We start from the raw sequence: 255 nt of genomic DNA, 5'->3' as shown, positions 1-255 counted from the left end.
CGGTGATGACGTGGTGGGCATCGTCGACCGCCACCTGTCCGCAGTAGTTCAGCTGACGGGCCTTCCCCGGCTTGGTGCTGATCCTGGCATCGGGGTCCGTGGGGCTGTAATGCGTATGGTTGCTCAGGTACTTGGGCCGTATCGTGTTGCCCTGGTCATCCACCTGCTTGGGATCGTCCACATGGCCGGGCATGCCTTTGTATTCTTCCTCTTTCCATCTGTGGTGCCTTTCCACCAGCTTCTTTCGGGCCGTGG

At 60.4% G+C, this 255-nt stretch carries 1 pseudogene; it reads right to left on the bottom strand.

Going from position 1 to position 255, the window contains the following annotated elements:
• Positions 1-255, bottom strand: a pseudogene (locus L0U89_RS20415) (hypothetical protein); the annotation flags it as partial.

It is taken from the genome of Mariniradius sediminis (assembly GCF_021491425.1).
GTDB lineage: Bacteria > Bacteroidota > Bacteroidia > Cytophagales > Cyclobacteriaceae > Mariniradius > Mariniradius saccharolyticus.
The sequence above is the reverse complement of the archived record's forward strand: the minus strand, read 5'-3'. Positions and strand labels throughout refer to the sequence as shown.